Source organism: Klebsiella sp. RHBSTW-00484, from assembly GCF_013705725.1.
Taxonomy (GTDB): domain Bacteria; phylum Pseudomonadota; class Gammaproteobacteria; order Enterobacterales; family Enterobacteriaceae; genus Klebsiella.
In genome coordinates this window covers 407824-428024 of the sequence record NZ_CP055481.1, presented here as the reverse complement: position 1 = coordinate 428024, position 20201 = coordinate 407824, and the positions used below count along the sequence as shown (strand labels likewise).

Here is a 20201-nt window from a genome sequence, read left to right as displayed (position 1 = left end):
TTATTTCTCACTATCGACCAGGCCACGCACAAACGCGCGCTGCATGGCTAAAACGATGACAACCGGGGGAATCAGCGTGAGCAGCATCGCCGCCATCACCTGGTTCCACTGCGTAGTGCCTTCGCCGGTGGCGATCATGCCTTTAATGCCGGCGACGGCGGTGCCAAGATTCACATCCTGAATAATCAGCAGCGGCCACAAGTACTGGTTCCAGCCGTAGATAAAGGTGATAACGAACAGCGCCGCCAGATTGGTTTTCGACAACGGCAGCACAATATCGCGAAAGAAGCGCATCGGTGACGCGCCGTCGATACGCGCGGCCTCAATCAGCTCGTCCGGCAACGTCATAAAGAACTGACGGAACAGAAAAGTGGCGGTGGCCGAAGCCATCAACGGCAGCGTTAGCCCGGCATAGCTATCGAGCATTTTCAGGTTGGCGATGACTTCCACGGTCGGGAAAATACGCACTTCAACCGGCAGCATCAGGGTGATGAAAATCATCCAGAAGAACAGGTTACGCAGCGGAAAGCGGAACCAGACGATGGCGAAGGCGGAAAGCATCGACACCGCGATTTTGCCCACCGTGATAGCGAACGCCATGATGAAACTGTTGAGCATCATCAGCCAGAACGGCGCGCTGTTGGCCCCAACGCCGTTTACCCAGATGGTTTTCATGTTGTCGAGCAGGTGCCCGCCGGGGATCAGGGTCATCGGCGTTTCGAAGACCGCTTTGCTGTCCAGCGTTGCCGCGACAAAGGCGACATACAGCGGGAACAGGATCACCGCGATGCCTAAAATCAACATGGTGTGGCTGAAAATCGTCAGCCCGCGACGGTTCTCAATCATTGGTAGCGCACCTTACTTTCAACGTAGCGGAACTGCACCACCGTCAGAATAATGACGAGGAACATCAGCACTACCGACTGGGCGGCGGATGCCGAAAGGTCGAGCCCGGCAAAACCCTCACGGTAGATTTTATAAATCAGCGTTGTCGTTGCCTGTACCGGCCCGCCGCCGGTTGCGGCATCGATAACCGGGAAAGTATCAAAAAAGGCGTACACCAGGTTCACCACCAGCAGGAAGAAACTCACCGGGGCAATCAGCGGCAGCGCCAGCTTGAAGAAGCGGCGAATCGGCCCCGCGCCGTCAATGGCGGCGGCTTCCACCAGCGAACGGGGTATAGATTGCAGCGCGGCAAAGAAGAAAAGGAAGTTGTAACTAATCTGCTTCCATACCGAGGCGAAAACCACGAGGAACATCGCCTGTCCGCTGCTCTGCGCGTGGTTCCAGTCGTAGCCAAGCTCGCCGAGAAAATGGGTAATCAGCCCGCGCCCGGGGTTGAACAGGAAGATCCACAGCACGGCGGCCACCGCAGGCGCAACGGCATAAGGCAGCAGCATCAGCGTTTGGTAGAAACGGCTACCGCGCACCACGTAATCCACCAGCGCGGCAAAAAATAGCGAGATCAACAGGCCGCTGAAGGTGACCATCGTGCTGAACTTGATCGTCGTCCAGAACGAATCCAGATAGTACGGGTCGTGGAATAGCATCAGGAAGTTATCCAGACCAACAAACTGGCTGGAGAGCCCAAAAGGATCGACGCTCTGTAGCGAATACCACAGCGCTTCGCCCGCAGGCCAGATAAAGAAGATAACGGTGATGACCAACTGTGGCGCAACTAATGCGTAGGGCAGCCAGCGGGATTTAAACACCGGACGGGATGAGGACATAGTTAAACTCTGCGTTGGTTTCCCCTCACCCCGGCCCTTATGTCTTGACCTTCTCCGTTCCGGCGGAGAAGATCCCCGACTGATCATCGGGAGGTTACCGGTGAGCATCACCCAGCCCTGGAGCCCCTGAGCCCGCGGGAGAGATTATGCCCCGGTAACCTGTTTCCCTGTCGCCTCAAGACCGAACGGTATCCTGTGCCCTGAGCACCCACATATAAGGATGGTCCGGCGATAATATTCATAAGGTTACGGAGTACCATGATGAATCTTGTCCCTGTCGGCGTTGATATCGCCAAACTCAAATTCGACGTTGCTGTCCTGCTGCCAAACCAGAAGTACAAAACCAAAAAATTCGCCAATACCCCAGCCGGATGCCGCGAATTTCTGAACTGGCTGGCGCGTTTTGGTCACTGTCATGTCTGCATGGAGGCAACAGGTTGCTACAGCACTGAACTGGCCACCCTGCTGGCCGATAATGGCTGCTGCGTCAGCCTTGAAAACCCGGCACGTATCCATGCGTTCGCAAACACTGAACTGACCCGCAATAAAACGGACAAAAGCGACGCGGCGCTGATAGCGCGCTACTGCGCTCTGTATCAGCCGGCCCCCTGGCATCCTGCGCCGCTGAGCGAACGACAACTGACGGCTCTGGTACGCCACCTGCGTAACCTGGAAGAGATGCGTCAGATGGAGATGAACCGCCTTGAGGCAGCAGATGAAGTCATCGTTCCTTCCCTGAATGAACACGTTACGATGCTGGATGAGCTGATTGAAGAAACCCGCAATAAAATCAACCGGCATATCGATGATAACCCAGACCTGAAGCGGGACCGGGAGCTACTGAAAAGTATCCCCGGAATAGGAGACATGCTGAGTGTGAGCCTGCTGGCGTTCGCAGGAAATCTGCGACGGTTCAGCAACAGCAAGGCACTGGTGGCGTATGCTGGTTTGAATCCTCGTCGTTGTGAGTCAGGGATGTGGAAAGGGAAAAGCAGGCTGTCGAAAGTGGGCCATGCAGAGCTGCGTAGCGCACTGTATATGCCAGCGGTAGTGGCAGGAAGATGCAATAAGGTGGTGAAAAACCTGATGGAAAGGCTTGCAGCCCGGGGTAAGACAGGGAAAGAGCGAGTGTGTGCAGGAATGAGGAAATTACTGCAGCTGGCTTATGGTGTGGTGAAATCCGGGCATGAATTTAACGCTGAAATACCACTTGCAGGATAACCGGCAAGACGGTATCTCTCCCCAAAGGGGCGAGGGCTAGGGTGAGGGGGTCAGGCTATAAAATTAAGACTTCGTCGACTGCTCAAAACGGCGCAGCAGCTGATTACCGCGTTCAACGGCGGAGTCCAGCGCCTGTTGCGGTGTTTTCTTACCGGTCCATACGCTTTCCAGTTCCTCATCCACGATGGTGCGGATCTGCGGCATGTTGCCCAAGCGCAGGCCTTTGGTAAACGGCAACGGTGGTTTGTTCAGCATCTGGCGCGTAGCGATATCCGCCCCCGGGTTCTTATCATAGAAGCCCTGCTCACGGGTCAGGTTGTAAGCGGCGGTGGTAATTGGCAGATAGCCGGTTTTCTGATGCCATTCGGCAGCATTTTCTGGTTTAGCGAGGAAATCGAGGAATTTAGCGACGCCAGTATAAGTTTCTTTATCTTTACCTTGCATCACCCACAGGCTGGCCCCGCCGATAATGGCGTTCTGCGGCGCGCCCTTCACGTCGGCATCGTACGGCATCATGCCAACGCCGTAGTTGAATTTGGCGTACTGACGGATATCCGCCAGGGAGCCGGAAGAGGCGGTAGTAATCGCGCAGTCGCCGTTATAGAACTTCTCGGTGGACTCGTCTTTACGTCCGAAGTAACTGAAATCACCCTTCTTGTTCATCTCTTCGAGCAGGGCGATATGTTTCACCTGCTCCGGCTTGTTGAACTCAAGCACCGCATCGGTACCATCAAAGCCGTTGTTTTTGGTGGCGACCGGCAGACCATGCCAGGCGCTGAAGTTTTCAATCTGAATCCAGCCCTGCCAGCCGCTGGCGTAGCCGCACTTCATACCCGCCGCTTTCAGCTTGGCGGTATAGGCTGCCAGATCCTGCCAGGTTTTTGGTGGCTGTTCCGGGTCTAAACCAGCTTTTTTGAAGGCGTCTTTGTTGTAGTACAGCACCGGAGTGGAGCTGTTAAACGGCTGGGAGAGCAGATGGCCGGTTTTGGAGTCGGTGTAATAACCTGAAACGGTCGGCACGAACTGCGTCTCATCAAACTTGATGCCCGCATCGCTGAATACCTGATAAACCGGTTTAATGGCTTTGGAAGCCATCATCGTCGCGGTCCCCACTTCATAGACCTGCAAAAGCGCCGGGGCGTTGCCGGTACGGAACGCAGCGATACCCGCGCTCAGGCTCTGCTCATAGTTGCCTTTGTAAACCGGAACAATTTTGTAATCAGGATTGGCCGCGTTGAAACGTTGCGCCAGTGAATCAACTTCTTTCCCTAACTCCCCTTCCATCGAATGCCAGAACGGAATAGTGGTTACCGCCAGGGCTTGTCCGGCAAACGCCAGGCTGAGCGCCAGTCCTAAAGCTGTATGTCGTAACGATTTCATCGGTTATCTCTCTTGTTGTTCCGGATGCGCGATTTCACGCGTTTTATGCTCGCGGGGGTAACATGACATGCTCGAATGACAGAAAAATAACTATTGCATTACAGAAATATTACAATAAATTGGCGAAAACATGATGAAACGGTGAAAAAAAAGTGGCAGGGAAATGGCAAAGCGAAAAAGAGAGGCTGGCCAGGCTACAGATAAAAGGGAATCTGTAGTTAAATAAGGTTCGTTAAAAAGCACTCTCCGGCGAACCGTCACAAGGAAAAATATGAAGACGCTTCATAAACCTACCGAGCGCGTTTTACTCATTCTGGAAACATTAGCCAACGCGGATGGGATGACGCTTTCTGAGCTATCGCTCAAAACGGATATTTCGAAAGGAACGATTTTTCCCATCCTCAAATCATTACAATACCGAAAATATATCAGCCACGACGATCGCAACGGTATTTACACCCTGGGGATCTCATGCGCGGTGCTGGCCAGCTCAACGGTTGAAAAAGAGTTCTGGCTTAAAATGATCAATAGTGAAATGCACACGGTGGTTAATGAGTGCAATGAGGTTTGCCAGCTCGGGATTCTGGATGACGCCTGGGTGCTTTACGTTGATAAAGTGCAGGGTGAGCAAACCGTACAGCTGGTCTCTAAGGTAGGAACGCGTCTTCCGGCAATTTGCTCTGCGTTGGGAAAAGCACTGCTGCATAAGCACCGCGACGAAGAGATTCTGGAACTCTATCCGCAAGGTCTCCCTTCCGTCACCGCTCGCAGCGTGACGGATATGGCTCAGCTTCGTCAGCAGTTAGTGCAGGTCGCAGATAACGGTTATGCCATGGACGATCGGGAAATCAACGACGATACCATCTGCTTCGCCGTCCCCCTGCAGCAGAAAGGCATTATTCTGGCAGCAATTAGCGTCTCATTACCTTCCTTTCGCGCCACTGATGAAAAAACCCAACAGGTCATTCGTTCGTTAAAAGACGCGAAAGACAGGATTGAAAGCGTGCTGAACAAGCTGCCCGATATCAAAAATTACTAATTTATACCCGTCATACTTCAAGTTGCCTGTGCGTTGGCTGCGTTCACTCACCCCAGTCACTTACTTCAGTAAGCTCCTGGGGACTCACTCTCTTGCCGCCTTCATACAACTCGAATTATTTAGGGTATATTTGTAAATATATGCCACAGGAATTGTGATTCCCCACACAATACCGATATTTAATTACTCGCTGCGGCACCTGACCACTCCGATCATTTCCTCATTGATTCATTGACTTAATTAATCATCCTGATGCGTTTTTCGCCATTTGACTTCGCATTCCCGTCGTGTTTACTTATGCTCAATCGCAAATACAAACGATGTTCGCATATACGAACAACAAAGAGGCATAACATGCAAAGTCGCTACATTACCCCTGCAATAACTGTTTTTGACGAACGAGGCAAACTGGATCCGGAAGGAAACTTCCGTCTGTACGAGTTCATCAAAAAAAGCGTATCGGGATTTGTCGTCATGGGCAGTACCGGTGAGTTTTTCTCCCTGGATATGAAAACATCCCGTCAGATTATTCAAATGACGGCGGAATTCCCGCGAGATGGAATAAAGGCCTATGCGGGCACCAGCCGCATGGATATTGACGAGTGCGTAGAACTGGCAAACTACGCCGACGAATGCGGGCTTGATGGCGTTATGATTATCAGCCCCTGGTACTTCCGCCTGACTGATGAGGGAATTTATACATTTTATAGCCAGATAGCTCGCCGTACTGCCGCCAAAATCTTCATCTATAACTTCCCGGAACGTACCGGTTATTCCGTCTCGCCCGAAGTCTGTTTACGCCTCGCCAGAGAATTCCCCAATATTATCGGTCTTAAGGACACAATTCCGGACACCAATCATACGGCGCAGGTTATTCGCCAGGTAAAATCTGAACTGCCATATTTTGAAGTCTATGCCGGTTATGACAATAACTTTGCGCATAACGTCTTGTCAGGAGGAGATGGATGTATCGGCGGGTTATCCAATATTTGCCCGGAGATCTTCCGCGACTGGATACAGGCATTTAACGATAACAATCTGGACCAGATTTCGCTATTCCAGAAAAAAGTGGATGATTTAATGGATATTTACGCGGTTAACGATCCGTTCATTCCCACATTTAAAAAAGCGTTACAGCTGCGCGGAATTATTCAGTCCGATCGCTGCACGCCACCTTTTAGCACGCTCTCAACCGGCCAGACCGAAAGTATTCAGCACATACTTTCCCGGGCTGGTATTGCCATTAATGCCTGACCTCAACGCGGAGGTATTATGAAAACGATCACAGCTTACGACAACCCGGTATTGAATTCCGCGATTACTAAATCATGGAAGCGCCTGGTGCCACTGATGTTTATTTTATACTTCATCGCCTTTATCGACAGGGTCAACGTGGGATTCGCCAAAGAGGCGATGCAGGTGGATATTGGGCTCTCCAACTCTGCCTTTGCCCTCGGCGCAGGGATATTTTTCGCCGCCTATGCGTTGTTTGGTATTCCAGCCAACCTGATCCTCAATAAGATTGGCGCGCAAAAATGGTTAAGTATCACCACCATCCTGTGGGGCATATTGTCTGCCCTCACCGGGCTGGTACAGACGGAAACCCAATTTATTGTCCTGCGTTTCTTATTGGGATTAGGCGAAGCGGGTTTTTACCCCGGCATTCTGCTGCTGGCCTCAATCTACTTCCCTAATAAGGTTCGCGCGTCCGTGGTCGGCATTTTCGTCCTCGGCGTCCCGCTGGCGTTGACCTTAGGCTCGCCTCTCTCCGGCGCACTACTGGAAATGCACGGTTTTCTCGGCAAGCCCGGTTGGTTCTGGATGTTCTTTATCGAAGGGATCCCGGCGGTCATCATGGGGATCTTTGCCTGGTTCTGGCTCGACGATACGCCGGACAAAGCTCGTTTCCTGAACGAAGAGGAGAAAAAAGCGCTGATTGAGCAGCTTCAGCAGGAGCAGCGACAAACCGAAACCAGCAGCGTCAGTACCGCGCTGAAAAGCCTTAAAGTCTGGCACCTGGCGCTGATCTACGGCACCATCCAGATCAGCGTTTACGGACTGATGTTCTTCCTGCCTTCGCAAGTTGCCTCATTAATGGGATCCACGCTCGGCTTTAAAGAGTCGTTAGTTGCCGCCATTCCGTGGGCCTGCTCTGCCGTCGGCGTCTATTACATCCCGCGTCTGGCAGATAAAATGCCGAACCGGCGGATCCTGATTTCGGTACTGTGCATGCTGGCAGCGGCGCTGGGTCTGTTTGTTTCGGCCTGGTCTGGCCCGGTGCTGGCCATTGCCGCCCTCTCGCTCTCGGCGATCGGCTTCCTCTCCGTACAGCCTATTTTCTGGACCTTCCCGGCGCAGATTGTGTCAGGTTCAGCGCTGGCGGCCAGTATCGGCTTCTGTACCACGATGGGCGCGTTTTGTAGCTTTCTGGCTCCGCTCATTCGCGTTGAGGTCGATGCCTTCTTCGGCAACGATTCGGCGGGACTGGTCGCCCTGTCGCTTATCACCGTCTGCTGCGCACTGCTGATTGCCGCACTCGCAGGCAGAAAAGCGACAAACGGCGTCGCGGTCACTCATCACTAAAGTCCTGATGCACTCATAAAAAAGGATAATCAAATGCAGACCATCTTAAAAATTGACCCTACTGATAACTTGATCGTTGCGCTGCAAGACTTACGCAAAGACCAGCGGGTTAACTGGAACGATGAAGAGTACGTTTTACAAAGCCATGTTAAAGCCAAACACAAATTCGCCACCCAGGATATCCAGCCCGGCGATATCGTTTCGCTATATGGCGTTCCGGTTGGCAAGGCGACGCAGCCCATCACCCGCGGCGAAGCCATCACTACCGACAATATCAAACATTATGCGGCCCCGGTTTCGCTTGACGACGTTGCGCCCTATGACTGGCAGCAGCCCGATGTCTCCGCCTGGCAGCAGCGGACCTTCCGCGGGATCGTCCGTGAAGATGGCCGGGTCGCCACGGCAAACTACTGGCTGGTCATTCCACTGGTTTTCTGTGAAAACCGCAACGTTCAGCGCGTCACTGATGCACTAAACGACGCCCTCGGCTACGCCAATAACGGCCTGAAAAATTTCGCCCGACAGGTAACATCGGCTGGCGCTTTAAACGATAACCGACATCTGCCCTTTCCGCATCTTGACGGTATCCGCTGTATCACCGTCAATTCCGGCTGCGGCGGCGCGACATCAGACAGCATGACGATGTGCGACGTCCTTGCCGCCTATTCCGATCACCCTAACGTTCTCGGCGTAACGGTCTTCGCGCTGGGTTGTGAAAAAGCGCGAATTGTTGATTTCAAGGCCGCACTCGCGAAGCGTAACCCACAGTTCAGCAAGCCGGTAATCTACTTCAGACAGCAGGACTGGAGTAGCGAAGAAAAAATGATGCAGGATGCATTGACCGAAACGTACAACGCAATTCGCGAAGCGCCCGTCGCTGAGCGCCAGGACGTTCCGCTCTCCCATCTCAAAATCGGCGTGAAGTGCGGCGCTTCCGACGGATTCTCAGGGATCAGCGCGAACCCGGCCATGGGCGAAGTATCAGACCGTCTTGTCGCCCTCGGCGGTGCATCCGGGCTGGCGGAGTTCCCGGAGCTGTGCGGCGCGGAGGGGGATATCGTACAACGCTGCATGAGTCGCGATCTGAAAGAGAAGTTTCTGTCGCTGATGAAAAACTATGAGCATGTGGCTAACTTCTTCGGCACCACCATTGCCGATAATCCCAGTCCGGGAAATATTGCCGATGGACTGATTACTGACGCCATCAAATCCGCCGGTGCAGCGAAAAAAGGCGGCAGAGCGCCGGTGAGCGCAGTATGCGATTACGCCGAACCGATGGGCGAGAGCGGCCTTTCACTGGTCTGTACGCCGGGCAATGATGTCGATGCGGTGACGGGACTGGTTGCAGCAGGATGCAACGTCGTTATCTTCTCAACCGGGCTCGGTACGCCGACGGGTAACCCTATCGTTCCGGTTCTCAAAGTTTCGACCAACTCTACGCTGGCGAAAAAGATGCCGGATATTATCGATTACGACTGCGGGCCGATTATCGAAGGTACCCCGCTGGCGGAAATTGCCGACGGCCTGTTTGAAAAAATTATCGCCACCGCCAGCGGGACCTGGCAGACAAAAGCGGATGCGCTTGAACAGTATGATTTTATGATGTGGAAACGATCGCTGGAGCTGTAGGAATCGAGCAAAACGCCTGGCAGTTTGCTGACAGGGTTAGTTCTTGTGGAATTGCCCGGTGACGGCTAGCGCCTTACCGGGCCTACGAAAAATGCACAATTTGTTGATATTGTGGGTTTTGTAGGCCGGGCAAGGCGTCAGCCGCCGCCCGGCAGAAACGCGAGCACAATTTTTAAACCTGGTTTGTCATCAGACTCAAACGCCCGGCAATGCCGGGCGTTTTTACTTCATTACCCACCCAGATAGGCGCTGCGTACCGCTTCGTTAGCCAGCAGCGCATCACCGGTATCCTCTAACACCACGTGGCCGTTTTCCAGCACGTAACCGCGGTCAGCCAGCTTCAGCGCCTGGTTAGCGTTCTGCTCGACAAGAAATATTGTCATCCCTTGTTCGCGCAGCTGCTCGATGGTGTCGAAGATTTGCTGAATGATAATCGGCGCAAGTCCCAGCGAGGGCTCATCCAGCAGCAGCAGACGCGGCTGGCTCATCAACGCACGGCCAATCGCCAGCATCTGCTGTTCGCCGCCGGACATAGTGCCCGCACGCTGAACCCGACGCTCATGCAGGCGCGGAAACAGCTCGTAGACCCACTTGATGCGGGACTGAAACTGGTCGCGCTCGGCAAAAAAGCCGCCCATCGCCAGGTTCTCTTCTACCGTCATGCGCGAGAATACGCGACGTCCTTCCGGCACAATCGCCACCGCTTCACGCATGATCTTCGCCGTCTGCCAGTCGGTAATATCTTTACCGTCGAAAACAACGCGCCCGCAGGAGGCGCGCGGATCGCCGCACAGCGTACCCAGCAGCGTGGTTTTCCCCGCGCCGTTCGCGCCAATCAGGGTGACAATCTCCCCCTGGTTGATGTGCAGGCTGACGTTATGCAGCGCCTGAATCTTGCCGTAGTGCGCGCTGACGTTGTCAAAAGATAACATCACTTTTTCCATCTTATCCGTCACCACCATTATGCTTCACCTAAATAGGCGCGGATCACGTCCGGGTTATTGCGGATCTCTTCCGGCGTACCGTTGGCCAGCGGCGTGCCCTGGTTTACCACGTAAATACGGTCGGAAATGCCCATCACCAGCTTCATATCGTGCTCAATCAGCAGGATAGTGGTGTTGTGATGGTTGCGCAGCTCGACGATCAGTTCGTCCAGCTCTTTGGTCTCTTTCGGGTTCAGCCCTGCCGCCGGTTCGTCGAGCATCAGGATTTCCGGCTGAGTCACCATACAGCGGGCGATCTCCAGACGACGCTGGTCGCCATAGGCCAGGTTGCTGGCCTGACGGTTAGCGTGCTCAAGCAGGCCGATACGCTCAAGCCAGGTGGCGGCGCGATCGAGCGCTTCACTCTGCGCACGACGGAAAGATGGCGTTTTCAGCAGGCCAGAGAAGACGCCGGTTTTCAGCTGCTGATGTTGCGCCACCAGCAGGTTTTCAATCACCGTCATTTCGCGGAACAGGCGCACATGCTGGAAAGTACGCACCACGCCCATGCGGGCAATCTGCTGGCCCGGCAACCCTTCGAGATGCTGGTCGCGCAGCATAATGCTACCGCCGGTCGGTTTATAGAAACCGGTCAGGCAGTTAAATACCGTCGTTTTGCCGGCACCGTTAGGGCCGATAAGCGATACAATTTCCCGCTCGCGCAGTTCCAGAGACACGTTGTTGACCGCCAACAGGCCGCCAAAACGCATCATCAGACCGTTTACGGACAATAATGGCTGACTCATGCCTGCTCTCCTTTCGCTTGACCGTTTTTCAGCTTCAGCTGCGGACGGGTCATCGGCAGAAGGCCCTGCGGACGCCAGATCATCATCAGTACCATTAACGCACCCAGCATCAACATGCTGTATTCATTGAAATCACGCATCAGCTCGCGCGATACCACCAACAGAACTGCCGCCAGGATCACCGCAAACTGCGAACCCATCCCGCCCAGCACCACAATCGCCAGCACAAAGGCAGATTCGGCGAAGGTAAAGGATTCCGGGCTGACGAAGCCCTGACGCGCGGCGAACAGGGTTCCGGCAAAACCGGCAAACGCGGCGCTGATGGTAAAAGCGGTCAGCTTGATTCGCGTCGGGTTGAGGCCCAACGAACGACAGGCGATTTCATCTTCACGCAGAGCTTCCCACGCGCGGCCCAGCGGCATACGCAGCAGGCGGTTGATAACAAACAGCGAGAAGACCACCAGCAGCAGGGCAACCAGATAGAGGAAAATCACCCGGTCGCTAGGGTCGTATTTCATACCAAAGAAGTTGCTGAAGGTGTCCCAGCCGCCTTCGCGGGCGCTGCGGCTAAACTCAAGGCCAAAGAGGGTTGGTTTTGGGATCTGGCTGATACCGTTCGGGCCACCGGTTATCTCGGTATTGTTAAGCAACAGGATACGCACGATTTCGCCGAAGCCGAGGGTCACAATCGCCAGATAATCACCGCGCAGGCGCAGTACCGGGAAGCCAAGCAGGAAGCCCGCAGCCGCTGAAACCAGCCCCGCCAGCGGCAGGCAGGTCCAGAATCCCAGTCCGTAATAGTGATTCAGCAGCGCGAAGGTGTAAGCGCCGATGGCATAGAAACCACCGTAGCCCAGCACCAGCAGGCCAGAAAGCCCGACCACCACGTTAAGGCCCAGGCCGAGGATGATATAGATCATCGTCAACGTGGCGATATCCACCGTCCCGCGCGACACCATAAACGGCCACGCCACGGCGATAACCAGCAGCGCAATCAGGAACAGTTTCTGCTTAACCGTCGAACCATCGATAGCCGGCAGAATAAACTTCGGCCCGGAGACGTTTTTCATGGTTTTCTGAAAAACAGGACGCAGTAGCTGGAAGAGGAAGACGACTGCGGTGCCGATAAAAATCCACTGCCAGCGGATATCCGCGGCGGTATCCACCACCAGCTTGGTGCCGTCCAGCTCCAACTGCACGCCCATAAAGACGCCAGCCAGAATAAAGAACATCACCGCAGACAGCAGCGCCATAGCAAAATGCATCGGTTTCATACTTTCTCTACCTCCGGGCGACCCAGAATACCGGTCGGCATCACCAGCAACACCACAATCAGCAGCGCAAAGGAGACGACGTCTTTATATTCCGTGCTGAGATAGGCAGAGGAGAGCGCTTCAGCGATACCCAAAATCAGACCGCCGATCATCGCGCCTGGAATACTGCCGATGCCACCCAGAACCGCAGCGGTAAAGGCTTTCATCCCGGCCATAAAGCCGATATAGGGGTTGATAACGCCGTAGAACTGGCCGAGCAACACACCCGCGACCGCCGCCATTGCCGCGCCGATCACAAAGGTCAGGGCAATCACCCGATCGGTGTTAATCCCCAGCAGACTAGCCATTTTCAGATCTTCAGCACAGGCGCGACAGGCGCGGCCCATGCGGGAATAGCGGATAAATACCGTCAGCGCCAGCATGGCGATAAAGGTTACGACCCAGATAACGGCCTGCATGGTGGTGATGGTAGCAGAGAAGTTTTCGCTGCTGCCTACCGTCCACTGGCCGTTAAACAGACTCGGCAGCGCGACATCGCGCGAACCTTCCGTCAGGCTGACGTAGTTTTGCAGGAAAATGGACATCCCGATGGCGGAGATCAGCGCAATCAGGCGCTTGGAGCTGCGCACGGGCCGGTAGGCCACGCGTTCGATACTCCACCCGTAGGCGCTGGCAATTACAATCGCCCCCACGAATCCGGCAGCGACCAGCAGCCAGCTGGTATCAATGCCCATCATCATCAGGGCGGCAATGATCATGAAGGAGACATAGCTGCCAATCATGTAAACCTCGCCGTGGGCGAAGTTAATCATGCCGATAATGCCGTACACCATGGTATAGCCGATGGCGATCAGCGCGTAGGTACTGCCCAGCGTGACGCCGTTAAACATCTGCTGCAGAAAATAGAGAAACTGCTCGGACATAAGGTAACCTTTTTCTACCGCCCGACGCGCGGGCGGTGGGATAACTTGTCTTATGGCTTATTTCGCGAGGGTGGATGACCCGTCCGCATGCCACTGGAAGACACCAAACTCAAATCCCTTCAAATCGCCTTTTTCGTCCCAATTCAGCGGCCCAATCACGGTTTTCGCACCGTGAGCTTTCAGATCTTTGATTAAATCCAGCGGCTCCTGGCTGCTGGCTCTGTCCATTGCCTGTGCCAGAGACTGCACGGCGGCGTAGGTGATCCAGACGTACGGACCGCTCGGATCTTTTTTGTCGGCTTTGAGCGCGTCAACGATAGCGCTGTTGGCCGGATCCTGGTCATAGCGTTTTGGCATCGTGACCAGCATGCCTTCCGCCGCGTCGCCTGCAATGTTCGACAGTGATGCGTTACCCACGCCTTCCGGCCCCATAAACACGGTTTTCAGGCCGACGGAACGCGCCTGGCGCAGCATCTGGCCCATTTCCGGGTAGTAGCCGCCGTAGTAAACGAGGTCGATATTGTCTTTCTTCAGGCGAGCCAGCAGCGCGGAGAAGTCTTTTTCACCGGCGGTAATACCGTCAAAGAAGACAATGTTCGCACCGCCTTTTTTCAGGCTATCCTGGACAGAACGCGCCAGGCCTTCACCGTACTGCTGCTTGTCATGAATAATAGCAATACGCTGCGGTTTGACGGTTTCCATGATGTATTTAGCAGCGGTCGGCCCCTGAGAAGAGTCCAGACCCGCGGTACGCATAATGTACTGGTAGCCGCGCTGAGTCAGTTCCGGGTTGGTCGCCCCCGGAGAGATCATCAGAACACCCTCGTCTTCATAGATATCTGATGCGGGCTGAGTTGAGGAAGAGCAGAGGTGACCGATAACATACTGGATGCCGTCGTTAATGATTTTGTTAGCAACCGCAACGGCCTGTTTCGGGTCACAGGCGTCGTCATATTCCACGCCAACCAGGTTATCGCCCTTAATGCCGCCCTGGGCATTAATGTCTTTAATCGCCTGGCGTGCGCCGTTGAACTCCATATCGCCCCACTGAGCTACCGGGCCAGACATCGCACCGACAACAGCGACTTTAATATCCTTGGCCATTACCGCATGGGACATCGCCAGTGCGACGAATCCCGCGATAATTGTTTTCGCGTTCCTTTTCATGCTACAGAACCCCGTTCGTGATGTGATGTAAATATTTTGTATTTTTATGGTTAAAAAGCATTCTGTGCTTTTATTAAACAACGCTACTTTTACCATTATCTTTAATGGTTTAGCGCAGTTTTTTGCCTAAATCCAGATTAAAATCTCTATTTTTCAGGCGATTAAGCAAAGATAATATTCTGTATTCGATGGAAGATAAACAAAAAAAGTCCAGTAAACAGCATAAAATAACGATACATAAGGCGGAATAAAACGCTATATATTAGGTTAAAATTCTGCTTATTTTTCGATCCATGATGAATTGCGCTACCCTGCTCCATCCAGGAAAACGAATCACCTGATGAATGCGCAAAAAACAGCGCTCCGCCTGACAGTGAATTTGGATACACTGACGCATCCGTTTTGACTGGACTCACCGCGCATGAAACTGACCATTATTCGTTTACAACACTTCAGCGATCAGGACCGCATCGACTTAGCGAAACTCTGGCCGTCGCAGGATCTGGCAGCATTAACCTTAGATGATCGCCAGCGTATTTATGCCGCCCGTTTTAACGAGCGCTTGCTGGGTGCGGTTCGCGTAACGCGCAACGGCGCCGAGGGTAAGTTGAGTGCGCTGTGCGTGCGTGAAGTCACCCGCCGTCGCGGCGTCGGGCAATATTTAGTCGAGGAAGTCTTGCGGGATAACCCGGAAATCAGCAGCTGGTGGATAGAGGATGCTGGCGTGGAAGACCGCGGCGTGATGGCAGCGTTTATGCAGGCGCTGGGATTTAGCGCGCAGACAGGCGGTTGGGTAAAAAATTGATGATTCGGCTTGAGAACCATCAGAATTCCCGGATTGCGGCTGATGCCTAATCCGGGCTACGGGTTTACAGCAGTCTGCAGGTCTGGTAGCCCGGACAGGCGCCACGCGCCGCCTCCGGGGATATGTGGTCTGGAGCCGCCTGATGCCCTCACCCCAACCCTCTCCCACGGGAGGGGGAGCAAACACTAAAAAAGGCAACTTACGTTGCCTTTTTGCTTCTACCTTTGCCCTCACCTATACGAAGACGCAAGGAACCACTGATTTAACCAAGAATTTCGCATTGCAGAAAGTCGGCAAGAACCGAAATCCCCGGGAGCTTACATCAGTAAGCGACCGGGGTTGAGGGACGCAGCCAACGCATCAGCGGCGCGAAAGGCGCAGGTTAAATTTATTTGGCGTCGGTCGCGGTACCGTTAGCATGCCAGGTAAACACGCCGAACTCGAAGCCTTTCAGATCGCCCTTCTCGTTCCAGGAGAGCGGCCCCATAACGGTTTCGACCGTCGCCCCCTTCAGATACTTAGCGATTTCAGCCGGATCTTCAGACTGATTCAGGCCTGCTTGCAGCGATTGCAATGCGGCATAGGTGGTCCACACGAACGCGCCGCTCGGATCCTGTTTTTTAGCTTTGATCGCATCTACGATCGGTTTGTTCGCGGGAACCTGGTCGTAGTTCTTCGGCTTGGTGACCAGCATGCCTTCCGCCGAAGCGCCAGCAATGTTAGACAGCGAAACGTTCGCTACCCCTTCTGGACCCATAAACTGGGTTTTCAGGCCAGCGGCGCGGGACTGACGCAGGATCTGCCCCATCTCCGGGTGATAGCCGCCGTAGTAGACAAAGTCGATATTTTCTTTCTTCAGACGCGCAACCAGGGTGGAGAAATCTTTCTCACCGGCGGTGATACCGTCAAAGAACACCACGTTAGCGCCGCCTTTCTTCAGGTTATCCTGCACCGCACGCGCCAGGCCTTCACCATACTGCTGCTTATCATGAACAATCGCGATACGCTGCGGTTTCACCTGGTCCAGAATATATTTTGCGGCGGTCGGACCCTGGTCAGAATCGAGGCCAGTGGTACGCAGAATCAAGTGATAGCCACGAGCAGTCAGTTCCGGTGCGGTTGCCGCTGGAGTGATCATCAGCACGCCTTCATCTTCATAGATATCAGACGCCGGCTGAGTGGAAGAGGAGCACAGGTGACCGATAACGTATTTAATGCCGTCATTGATCACTTTGTTGGCCACGGCAACTGCCTGTTTCGGGTCACAGGCGTCGTCGTATTTTACCATTTGCAGCTTATTGCCTTTGATGCCGCCTTTGGCATTGATATCCGCAATTGCCTGCTCTGCCCCAGTAAATTCCTGGTCGCCGTACTGCGCTACCGGGCCAGACATCGCGCCAACGACGGCAACTTTAATGTCTTCAGCCATTGCCGCACTGCTCATGATCAAGGCAATACATCCTGCCAGTAACGCTTTACCCTTCATATTCATCCTGAGGCTCCCCATTATTATGGTTTTTTGCATTTGTTGTGATGTTGTTTATTAGCGCATTATTCTAATTAGACACATAAGAAAAGCATATGATAGTTAGATTAGGGTCTGCTGCCTGCGCTTTTGCAGCACACTATGCTAAACATACCGTCATTCAGGAGAATTGGAAACGATAAAATTGCGGGTTATGTAACAGATAAGTGACAAATAAAAATCTGCGCCAAAAGAAAACGTCATGGGCTAAACGATAGATAGGATGTATATGACGCTTAGGGATAATGAATCTGCGGCAGCATCAACTGCCGCAGAGTGTAGGATTAGTTCTTCAGTATGCGGGCCAAAATATCCAGCGCTTTCGTAAACTGTGCATCCGGAATGGTTAACGGATAGAGGAAGCGAATAACGTTACCGTAAATACCGCAGCTCAGCAGCAACAGACCGTTTTCCTGGGCTTTTTGCTGGATCTGACGAGTGATTTCCGCCGATGGCTCGCCGGTTTGCGGATCGTTAAATTCTACCGCTACCATTGACCCCTGACCGCGAACGTCAGCGATGGCCGGGCAGTTCTGACGCGCCTGATTTAGCACCTCTTTCAGATGACTGCCCAGCTGTTCAGCGCGCTGACACAACTGCTCTTCTTCAATGACATCAAGTACCGCGTGCGCCGCCGCCACCGCCAGCGGGTTCCCGGCGTAGGTGCCACCGAGGCCGCCCGGCGCTGGCGCATCCATCACCTCGGCGCGACCAACTACGCCAGAAAGCGGGAAGCCACCGGCGAGACTTTTGGCCATGGTCATCAGGTCCGGCTTCACATCATAGTGCTGCATCGCAAACAGTTTGCCGGTACGCGCAAAGCCGGTTTGCACCTCATCGGCAATCAACAGAATACCGTGGGTATCGCACAGCGTGCGCAATGCCTGCATGAAGTCAGACGGTGCAACGTTAAAGCCGCCTTCTCCCTGAATCGGCTCCAGCACAATCGCCGCGACCTGGTCTGCTGCAATATCGGCTTTGAAAATGCGCTCAAGGCTTTTCATCGCGTCGGCGGTAGTAATACCGTGAGCGGCGTTTGGGTAGACGGCGTGATATACCGAGCCTGGGAACGGACCAAAGCCAATCTTATAGGGGGCCACTTTGCCGGTCAGCGCCATGGTCATAAAGGTACGGCCGTGGAAACCGCCGCCAAAGGTGATCAAACCCGGACGTCGAGTATAAGCGCGAGCAATCTTCACCGCATTTTCAACCGCTTCCGCACCGGTGGTAAAGAACGCGGTTTTCGCCGGACCATCAATCGGCGCTAGGTCGTTAATGCGTTCAGCCAGGGTGACATAACTCTCATATGGGACAATCTGATAAGCGGTATGGGTAAATGCCTGTAGTTGCTGTTCAACTGCGGCAACCACTTTTGGATGGCGATGGCCGGTGTTAAGCACCGCAATACCGGCGGCAAAATCAATCACCTCATTGCCTTCAAGATCCCACAACGTAGCGTTCTCTGCTTTCTCAACAAAGTAGCTGCACATTACCCCTACACCGCGCGGAGTCGCCTGCTGGCGACGCTGATTCAGTTCTGAACTTTTCACCCGAGAATCTCCTGTCATGAGTGTCACGCTATCGCAACAAATTCGAAACTATGTCGTTTATTTACACAGGATTTGGCTCTACAATCGAGTACCAATTAAGATTATCTGAGGGATCCAATTGCGCTCGCTCGTCGCAGACCTGGTACTGGTCAGATTGCAGGAAGAAGCAGACCCACTCCTGCATAAACGTCTTTACAAGGCGATTCGTCGCTCAATTCTGGACGGTTCTCTGCCACCCCATAGCCGCCTGCCCCCCTCACGAGATCTGGCCGGGGAATTACGAATGTCACGCAACACAATTTTAACAGTTTACGAACAACTGTTTGCGGAGGGATATGTCGTTTCCCGCCGCGGTAGCGGGACGTTTGTGGCAAAAACGCTGCCTGATATGTTCCCTTCCGCAAGCAGCGCCAATGAAAACAGCGCCATGCCTGCGACAACAGCGTATATCTCCCGACGCGGTCAGCATCTACTGAGTCACGTTAGCGCCAGCCCTCGTCAGTGGGGAGCTTTTATCCCTGGCGTTCCGGACGTCAACGCCTTCCCCCACCCGCTATTCAGTAAAATTCAGGCGCGCATCAGCCGCCGCCCGAAACCGGAACAACTTAGCTATAGCTGCAATGGCGGCACGCCCGAACTGCAACATGCGCTGGTGGACTACTTAAGAGTAGCGCGCGGCGTGCAGTGTCAGGCAGATCAGATTCTTATTACTGAAGGGATCCACCAGGCCATCGACCTGGTCACCCGTATGCTGTGCGACAACGGGGATCTTGCCTGGGTCGAAGAACCGTCTTATTGGGGTATTCGCCACGTGCTGGCGATGAATGAAGTACGAGCAGAACCGATTACCGTTGATGCCAATGGCCTGTGTCCGCCCGACACCATCACCGAAGCGCCAGGGCTTATCTTCGTCACGCCATCCCATCAGTATCCGCTGGGCGCGGTAATGAGCCTCGAGCGCCGACAGCGGCTACTGGCGCTAGCCCATCAGCATGGAAGCTGGATTGTAGAGGATGACTACGATAGTGAGTTTCGCTTTTCCGGTCAGCCGATACCGGCTCTTCAGGGCCTGGCCCCCGAAGCACCGGTGGTCTACGTCGGCACGTTCAGTAAGACGCTCTATCCGGGGCTGCGGCTGGGCTATGTGGTGCTTCCCCGACCACTGGCGGCCGAACTCAAAAACGCCCATGCCGAGCTTTATCGCGGCGGTCACTCGCTGATCCAGCTGGCGCTGGCGGAGTTTATCAACGCCGGTCATTACTCGGCGCATATTCGCCGTATGCGCCTGCTGTACAGCCGTCGTCGCATCTTCCTGACCGAGCTAATTCAACGTCACTGCGGCCCGCACGCGCTGTCGGATTTTAGCGATAATGCCGGACTGCATCTGATTTTGAATTTGCCGGATGAGGCGGATGACGTGGCGATTGCCCAGGACGCGAACAAGCACAATATTCTCGTGCGCCCGCTATCTCGCTACTACCTGACGGCACAACGTAAGAAAGGGTTATTGATGGGTTTTGCCTCCCAGCCTGAAGCGCAGATGGAACCGGCATTCAATATTCTGCTGGAGTGCTTACGGATATACTGTCCGCAGGCGCTGGCGGGGGCTAAAAAACAAAACGCCCCAACGTAATGTGGGGCGTTAT

The 20201-nt window shown here is 54.0% G+C and carries 17 protein-coding genes; 7 read left to right on the top strand and 10 right to left on the bottom strand.

Going from position 1 to position 20201, the window contains the following annotated elements:
- Both ugpE and ugpA read right to left on the bottom strand, forming a co-directional pair.
- A complete protein-coding gene (gene ugpE, locus HV213_RS01945) occupies positions 1-846 on the bottom strand; it encodes a sn-glycerol-3-phosphate ABC transporter permease UgpE (protein WP_110274914.1) in 846 nt (281 codons plus the stop codon).
- Positions 843-1730, bottom strand: a complete 888-nt coding sequence (gene ugpA, locus HV213_RS01940) for a sn-glycerol-3-phosphate ABC transporter permease UgpA (RefSeq protein ID WP_181484615.1) — start codon at positions 1728-1730, stop codon at positions 843-845. The genes ugpE and ugpA overlap by 4 nt, the downstream gene beginning before the upstream one ends.
- A gap of 258 nt (positions 1731-1988) precedes the next feature.
- Here ugpA and HV213_RS01935 point away from each other — a divergent pair, with 258 nt between their 5' ends.
- A complete protein-coding gene (locus tag HV213_RS01935; RefSeq protein WP_197975051.1) occupies positions 1989-2951 on the top strand; it encodes an IS110 family RNA-guided transposase in 963 nt (320 codons plus the stop codon).
- Positions 2952-3014: 63 nt separating this feature from the next.
- Here the strand turns inward: HV213_RS01935 and ugpB are convergent, their stop codons facing one another.
- The gene (gene ugpB, locus HV213_RS01930) at positions 3015-4331 is read right to left on the bottom strand and encodes a sn-glycerol-3-phosphate ABC transporter substrate-binding protein UgpB (RefSeq protein WP_181484614.1); all 1317 of its coding nucleotides are present in this window, start codon (positions 4329-4331) and stop codon (positions 3015-3017) included.
- A 271-nt stretch (positions 4332-4602) separates the two neighbouring features.
- On the opposite strand from ugpB, the gene HV213_RS01925 reads away from it, so the two are divergent.
- The 4 genes from HV213_RS01925 to HV213_RS01910 all read left to right on the top strand — a co-directional run bounded on the left by HV213_RS01925 (position 4603) and on the right by HV213_RS01910 (position 9582).
- Positions 4603-5370 carry an IclR family transcriptional regulator gene (locus HV213_RS01925; protein WP_181484613.1) on the top strand — a complete coding sequence of 256 codons (768 nt, stop codon included), beginning with the start codon at positions 4603-4605 and terminating at the stop codon, positions 5368-5370.
- A 354-nt stretch (positions 5371-5724) separates the two neighbouring features.
- Positions 5725-6624, top strand: a complete 900-nt coding sequence (locus tag HV213_RS01920; protein ID WP_181484612.1) for a dihydrodipicolinate synthase family protein — start codon at positions 5725-5727, stop codon at positions 6622-6624.
- Positions 6625-6642: 18 nt separating this feature from the next.
- Positions 6643-7953: an MFS transporter gene (locus HV213_RS01915; RefSeq protein ID WP_181484611.1), complete on the top strand. Its 1311-nt coding sequence runs from the start codon at positions 6643-6645 to the stop codon at positions 7951-7953.
- 33 nt (positions 7954-7986) lie between these two features.
- Entirely contained in the window at positions 7987-9582 is a 1596-nt protein-coding gene (locus HV213_RS01910) for a UxaA family hydrolase (protein ID WP_181484610.1), read from the top strand.
- A 230-nt stretch (positions 9583-9812) separates the two neighbouring features.
- Here the strand turns inward: HV213_RS01910 and livF are convergent, their stop codons facing one another.
- From livF to livK, 5 genes are read right to left on the bottom strand one after another with little or no spacing between them, the layout of a single operon-like run.
- Positions 9813-10526 carry a high-affinity branched-chain amino acid ABC transporter ATP-binding protein LivF gene (gene livF / locus HV213_RS01905; protein ID WP_181486317.1) on the bottom strand — a complete coding sequence of 238 codons (714 nt, stop codon included), beginning with the start codon at positions 10524-10526 and terminating at the stop codon, positions 9813-9815.
- Between the two features lie 17 nt (positions 10527-10543).
- Positions 10544-11311 carry a high-affinity branched-chain amino acid ABC transporter ATP-binding protein LivG gene (gene livG / locus HV213_RS01900; RefSeq protein ID WP_110274907.1) on the bottom strand — a complete coding sequence of 256 codons (768 nt, stop codon included), beginning with the start codon at positions 11309-11311 and terminating at the stop codon, positions 10544-10546.
- Positions 11308-12585, bottom strand: a complete 1278-nt coding sequence (livM, locus tag HV213_RS01895; protein ID WP_181484609.1) for a branched chain amino acid ABC transporter permease LivM — start codon at positions 12583-12585, stop codon at positions 11308-11310. Before livM ends, livG begins: the two co-directional genes overlap by 4 nt.
- Complete coding sequence (gene livH / locus HV213_RS01890; RefSeq protein WP_110274905.1) at positions 12582-13508, bottom strand: high-affinity branched-chain amino acid ABC transporter permease LivH; 927 nt, start codon at positions 13506-13508, stop codon at positions 12582-12584. The genes livM and livH overlap by 4 nt, the downstream gene beginning before the upstream one ends.
- A 57-nt stretch (positions 13509-13565) precedes the next feature.
- Positions 13566-14675 (bottom strand): high-affinity branched-chain amino acid ABC transporter substrate-binding protein LivK, encoded by a 1110-nt coding sequence (gene livK, locus HV213_RS01885; RefSeq protein ID WP_181484608.1) that lies wholly within the window; start codon positions 14673-14675, stop codon positions 13566-13568.
- A 421-nt stretch (positions 14676-15096) separates the two neighbouring features.
- Here livK and panM point away from each other — a divergent pair, with 421 nt between their 5' ends.
- Entirely contained in the window at positions 15097-15480 is a 384-nt protein-coding gene (gene panM, locus HV213_RS01880; RefSeq protein WP_181484607.1) for an aspartate 1-decarboxylase autocleavage activator PanM, read from the top strand.
- 388 nt (positions 15481-15868) lie between these two features.
- Here the strand turns inward: panM and HV213_RS01875 are convergent, their stop codons facing one another.
- Positions 15869-16972: a branched-chain amino acid ABC transporter substrate-binding protein gene (locus HV213_RS01875; protein WP_181484606.1), complete on the bottom strand. Its 1104-nt coding sequence runs from the start codon at positions 16970-16972 to the stop codon at positions 15869-15871.
- 317 nt (positions 16973-17289) lie between these two features.
- The gene (locus HV213_RS01870) at positions 17290-18555 is read right to left on the bottom strand and encodes a 4-aminobutyrate--2-oxoglutarate transaminase (RefSeq protein WP_181484605.1); all 1266 of its coding nucleotides are present in this window, start codon (positions 18553-18555) and stop codon (positions 17290-17292) included.
- Positions 18556-18673: 118 nt separating this feature from the next.
- Between HV213_RS01870 and pdxR the strand changes: the two genes are divergently transcribed.
- Positions 18674-20188: a MocR-like pyridoxine biosynthesis transcription factor PdxR gene (pdxR, locus tag HV213_RS01865; RefSeq protein ID WP_181484604.1), complete on the top strand. Its 1515-nt coding sequence runs from the start codon at positions 18674-18676 to the stop codon at positions 20186-20188.
- The last annotated feature ends 13 nt before the right edge of the window (positions 20189-20201 follow it).

Bases quoted from the DNA above. Each gene is read 5' to 3' on its own strand.
- ugpE (WP_110274914.1), bottom strand. From the start codon at position 846: ATGATTGAGAACCGTCGCGGGCTGACGATTTTCAGCCACACCATGTTG.
- ugpA (WP_181484615.1), bottom strand. From the start codon at position 1,730: ATGTCCTCATCCCGTCCGGTGTTTAAATCCCGCTGGCTGCCCTACGCA.
- HV213_RS01935 (WP_197975051.1), top strand. From the start codon at position 1,989: ATGATGAATCTTGTCCCTGTCGGCGTTGATATCGCCAAACTCAAATTC.
- ugpB (WP_181484614.1), bottom strand. From the start codon at position 4,331: ATGAAATCGTTACGACATACAGCTTTAGGACTGGCGCTCAGCCTGGCG.
- HV213_RS01925 (WP_181484613.1), top strand. From the start codon at position 4,603: ATGAAGACGCTTCATAAACCTACCGAGCGCGTTTTACTCATTCTGGAA.
- HV213_RS01920 (WP_181484612.1), top strand. From the start codon at position 5,725: ATGCAAAGTCGCTACATTACCCCTGCAATAACTGTTTTTGACGAACGA.
- HV213_RS01915 (WP_181484611.1), top strand. From the start codon at position 6,643: ATGAAAACGATCACAGCTTACGACAACCCGGTATTGAATTCCGCGATT.
- HV213_RS01910 (WP_181484610.1), top strand. From the start codon at position 7,987: ATGCAGACCATCTTAAAAATTGACCCTACTGATAACTTGATCGTTGCG.
- livF (WP_181486317.1), bottom strand. From the start codon at position 10,526: ATGGAAAAAGTGATGTTATCTTTTGACAACGTCAGCGCGCACTACGGC.
- livG (WP_110274907.1), bottom strand. From the start codon at position 11,311: ATGAGTCAGCCATTATTGTCCGTAAACGGTCTGATGATGCGTTTTGGC.
- livM (WP_181484609.1), bottom strand. From the start codon at position 12,585: ATGAAACCGATGCATTTTGCTATGGCGCTGCTGTCTGCGGTGATGTTC.
- livH (WP_110274905.1), bottom strand. From the start codon at position 13,508: ATGTCCGAGCAGTTTCTCTATTTTCTGCAGCAGATGTTTAACGGCGTC.
- livK (WP_181484608.1), bottom strand. From the start codon at position 14,675: ATGAAAAGGAACGCGAAAACAATTATCGCGGGATTCGTCGCACTGGCG.
- panM (WP_181484607.1), top strand. From the start codon at position 15,097: ATGAAACTGACCATTATTCGTTTACAACACTTCAGCGATCAGGACCGC.
- HV213_RS01875 (WP_181484606.1), bottom strand. From the start codon at position 16,972: ATGAATATGAAGGGTAAAGCGTTACTGGCAGGATGTATTGCCTTGATC.